Raw genomic sequence first — 4,155 nt, forward strand, 5'->3', positions numbered from 1 at the left:
GCCGCCGCGACAACCAAAGAACTCAACCCATAAAAAGATGGGTAGATACCTATGCTGCGATAGCATCACCGCGGTGTAACTGATACACCTCGGTGCCTGCATCGCGGGCAAGCCCGGCTCCCACACAAGCCCTCCCACATTTGGATCTCCAATATTTTGGAGAGTGGGTTCAGCCTTATTATTTGGTGGCTTTCTCGGCCGCCACTTCGGCCTTAGTCTTCAGGTTTTTCAGCTCTTCCCCGGCGCGCTCGATCTTCGTGCGCACGCTGTTCATTTCCTGGCGGCCCTGTTCCAGCTTGTCTTTGAGCGAACTGTGCCCGGTGACCCCGCGCACCAGCGCCACACCGCCAATCGCCACCTGGATCAGCCCGAAGATCCCGCCACGGCGCAGGCCTTTGCCGACCATCATCACGCCGCCGGCCACCGAGCCGATGCGCTCCCAGCCGTGCACGTTTTGGCTGGGTTGGGTTTCAAATGGCGCGTGTTCGATGATAGGTCGCAGGTTTTTGCTGTCGCTCATGGTCTGTCTCCAACAAGGGCAAGTGATAAGTAGCTGACTGTTTGCGGGCGCCGGATGTTCCCGAAAAATCAGTACTTGGGGCCCGAGCGGGTGTTATTGCCCTTGGCCAGGCGGTCGTAGAGCACCACGTTGACGGTGGCAGCGAGGTTCATGCAGCCGGTGGTCGGGATGTACACCACGTCTTCGCACCAGTCGCGGATCTCTTTGTCCAGCGAGCCGTCTTCGGGGCCGAAGATATACAGCGCACGGTCGGGGTGGGTGTATTCGGGCAACGGGCGGGCGCCTTCGACCAACTCCACGGCGACGGGGATGCAGCCTAACGGCAGAATCTTTTTCAGGTCATCGATGCCGATCAGCGGAATGTCGTGGTGGACCTTCTTGGTGTCGGTGATGAAGTCCCGGGCGCGCTCGTAACGCACGCCGGTGTAGAACACCGAGGCCACGCCGTAGCAGCCGGCGGCACGCATCACCGAACCGACGTTTTCGGGGGATTTGGGGTTGTACAAACCGATGCAGCTGTAGCGTTTATTGCCCACGGGGAAGGGTGCCTTGGAGAAAAACGGCGATTATACGGCCTTGGCGTGATGGAGTGCTTGGGCCATCGCCGTCGCGGGCAAGCCCGCTCCCACATTTTGGCGGTGTGAATACAGTCAAATGTGGGCGCTGGCTTGCCTGCGATGGGGCCCTGACAGGCAAAGAAGAACCTCAGTCGTCCTTCTTCATCAACCCCGCCAACGCCGCAAACGGGTTGTGCGTGGCCTTGGCAATCGTCGGGCTGCTGGTGGAGCCTTCGCCGAAGTACTGCTGGTCGGTGTAGCGCGAGTGTTCGTTGTCGTGGCAGTACAGGCACAGCAACTCCCAGTTGGAACCGTCCTGGGGGTTGTCATCATGATTGTGGTTGCGATGGTGTACGGTCAGCTCGCTCAGGCGCTTGCCGGCGAATTCACGGGCGCAGCGGCCGCACACGTGCGGGTACATCTTCAAGGCTTTGTCGCGGTAGCCCATTTCCCGGTCGCGCTGGGCATCGGCGAGGATGCGGTCCAGCTTGGCAGTGTGGGAGGGCGGGTTGGTCGAGCTCATCATGGCTCCTGGCTATTTGGTGGGTCACGGATAACGTTGATTCTAGCCGCTCGCGAGGTAAATGACTGCTGGCTTTTTCAGCAGCAGTACCGCCTGGCGATGGCAATCGTTTGTAGTATCGGCTCACTTCATTCACAAGGATCTGAAACCTATGCGTTTATACACAGGGACCGTTGCGCTGCTGTTCAGCCTGCTGGCGGCTCACGCCCAGGCGTTCTCGACGCCCCAGCCCGGCCAAGTGATCGAGGTGTCCCTCGAACAACTGCACCCCACCCAGGCCGTAGTGGGCTTCGACCAGATTTATTACAGCTTGGGCTTGTTTGCCGACAAGAAGTCCAAGGTGTTCGATGAGTACTGCGAAACCAATGGCCAGGGCGCCGCCGACAACGTGCCGAAAAAGGCCGACCTGCAGCAACCCGCCAGTTTCACCTGCAAGGACCCGGTGGGCACTCACCCGCAGGACATGAAAACCGTGGTGGTCGGCCCCGGTGGCCAGTTGTACCTGACCGACGGCCACCACAGCTTCACCACCCTGTGGGAAGTGCCCGGTGGCGGCCCGCAGCTGAAAATGTGGGTAAAGGTCACCGACGACTTCAGCAACAGCCCTAACATCGCCACCTTCTGGCAGCGCATGGAGGCCGCGCGCAAGGTCTGGCTCAAAGACAATCAAGGCCAAACCCTGCCGGCGCAGCAACTGCCGGCGCACCTGGGCTTCAAGAACCTGCAGGACGACACGTTCCGCAGCCTGGTGTACTTCACTCGCAAAGCCGCCTACGGCAAGCCGGAGGATGGCGCGATTGCACCGGAGTTTCTGGAGTTTTACTGGGGCAACTGGCTGCGCACACAGATCGACCTGAGTGCCTTCAACCTGAACAAGAAGGATGGCTACAAGGCCGTGCTCGAAGCCGTCGCCCAGCGCATGGTCAGTCTGACGCCGGGCTCGCGGGTCGGCGACAGCGGCTTCACCGCGCATCAATTGGGAGGCTTCACCACACTTAATCGCAAGGAGTTGGAGAATACGCTCGAAAAGAAAGTGCCGTACGTTATCGACAGAAGAAGTCAGTAATTAGCCTGGGGCGTATGGCGGCTAAATATACAGTAAGCGTGCGGCAGATATCGAACTAAATGCCGCGGGGTGGTTAAATAAGAAAAAAGTTATTCGCGGGCTAGAAAGTGTTGGACTAACTTTGTCAGCTTCTTTAATGTGGCGTCTCTTGGCCTACTGCCGTTAGTGTGTTCGGTGGTGGTGCCAGGTTCTCCAACCCTCAGGTCTTACCTGACGACTGTGAAGGTCCCGCAGCGCGGGGCTTCCCAACCCGACATCAATCTATGCGGCGGATGTCGTGGCGTTTCAAATCAGCGGCACTCGTCCAGCGTGTGCTGCTTCCAGTGACTGAAGTCAGGCGGGTTAAAGTGTCTGATGATTGTCGTGAGAATAATAAAAAAATCGACGTGCTCTGTATGTTTATAACTGTATGGCTCAGGTTTTATACTGTGTATGAGTTATGAGTTTTCGGTGCCCGTTAATAAAGTTCTGATGGTTGTCTTGCGTGTACTCACGCCGGTGAGTGCGCCTGCTTGTTTCAATTAAATAAATGCAATCTGTTATAGAGGCTGTTGTGTCTAAAGGTGTTGTTCTGGCGGTGTCCGCTTCCTTCCTGTTTGGCGTGCTGTATTTCTTTACCTCCCTTCTTGATCCCTTGGATGGCCAGCAGATATTCGGCTGGCGAATGCTCATCTCGTTGCCGTTCATGACGCTGCTGCTGTGCCTATCCGGGGATTGGAAATGGGTGCCGCTGATCTACCAGCGATTGCGTGCAAAGCCCGCCTTGCTGCCCTGTGTGCTGGTGACCAGTGCGTTGGTGGGCGTGCAGTTGTGGATCTTCATGTGGGCCCCGCTCAATGGGCACGGCCTGGATGTGTCGCTGGGGTACTTCCTGCTGCCGCTGACCATGGTCATCACTGGGCGTATCGTCTATGGCGAACGCCTTTCGCATTTGCAAAAGATTGCCGCTGCGTTGGCTGCGGTGGGTGTGGCCAATGAGTTGTATCGCACGGGCGGGTTCTCCTGGACCACCTTGGTGGTGTGCGTGGGCTACCCGCTTTACTTCGTCCTGCGTCGGCGCTGCGGCACCGATAACCTGGGCGGGTTATGGTTGGACATGACGCTGATGGTCCCTGTGGCGCTGTGGTTCGTGCTCAAGGATGGGTCAATCAGCGAGACCCTGGGGCAGCGCCCGGCGCTGTATTGGCTGGTACCGTTGATGGGCTTGGTCAGCGCGGCGGCCGGTTATTCCTACATCATGGCCAGTCGCTTGTTGCCGTTCAGCCTGTTCGGCTTGCTCAGTTATGCCGAGCCGGTGCTGTTGGTGGCGGTCTCGCTGATGCTGGGAGACGCGCTCAAACCGGGCCAATGGATGACCTACCTGCCGATCTGGTTGGCAGTGGTGGTGCTGGTGTTGGAAGGCTTGAGGCATTTGAGCCGACTGCGCCGGTCGATCTGAGCGACGGCCCGCGCAGTGGTTTAATTCGGGAGGCATAGGTATCTACGCAAC

The 4,155-nt window shown here is 58.3% G+C and carries 5 protein-coding genes; 2 read left to right on the forward strand and 3 right to left on the reverse strand.

The genetic code is table 11. The features are described 5' to 3' along the window. Positions 1-178 precede the first annotated feature (178 nt). From ACI77I_RS31685 to ACI77I_RS31695, 3 genes are all read right to left on the reverse strand, one after another. Positions 179-520 (reverse strand): DUF2892 domain-containing protein, encoded by a 342-nt coding sequence (locus ACI77I_RS31685; protein WP_094953866.1) that lies wholly within the window; start codon positions 518-520, stop codon positions 179-181. A gap of 68 nt (positions 521-588) precedes the next feature. Next, entirely contained in the window at positions 589-1,056 is a 468-nt protein-coding gene (locus tag ACI77I_RS31690) for an RNA methyltransferase (RefSeq protein WP_003189607.1), read from the reverse strand. A gap of 169 nt (positions 1,057-1,225) precedes the next feature. Next, positions 1,226-1,600 (reverse strand): YajD family HNH nuclease, encoded by a 375-nt coding sequence (locus tag ACI77I_RS31695; RefSeq protein ID WP_003210675.1) that lies wholly within the window; start codon positions 1,598-1,600, stop codon positions 1,226-1,228. 151 nt (positions 1,601-1,751) lie between these two features. Between ACI77I_RS31695 and ACI77I_RS31700 the strand changes: the two genes are divergently transcribed. Both ACI77I_RS31700 and rarD read left to right on the forward strand, forming a co-directional pair. After that, a complete protein-coding gene (locus ACI77I_RS31700) occupies positions 1,752-2,666 on the forward strand; it encodes a ParB/Srx family N-terminal domain-containing protein (RefSeq protein ID WP_407000132.1) in 915 nt (304 codons plus the stop codon). A 553-nt stretch (positions 2,667-3,219) separates the two neighbouring features. Beyond that, complete coding sequence (rarD, locus tag ACI77I_RS31705) at positions 3,220-4,104, forward strand: EamA family transporter RarD (RefSeq protein WP_094953864.1); 885 nt, start codon at positions 3,220-3,222, stop codon at positions 4,102-4,104. The last annotated feature ends 51 nt before the right edge of the window (positions 4,105-4,155 follow it).

Origin of the sequence: Pseudomonas sp. D47 (assembly GCF_045447305.1) — a bacterium.
Classification (GTDB): Bacteria; Pseudomonadota; Gammaproteobacteria; order Pseudomonadales; family Pseudomonadaceae; genus Aquipseudomonas.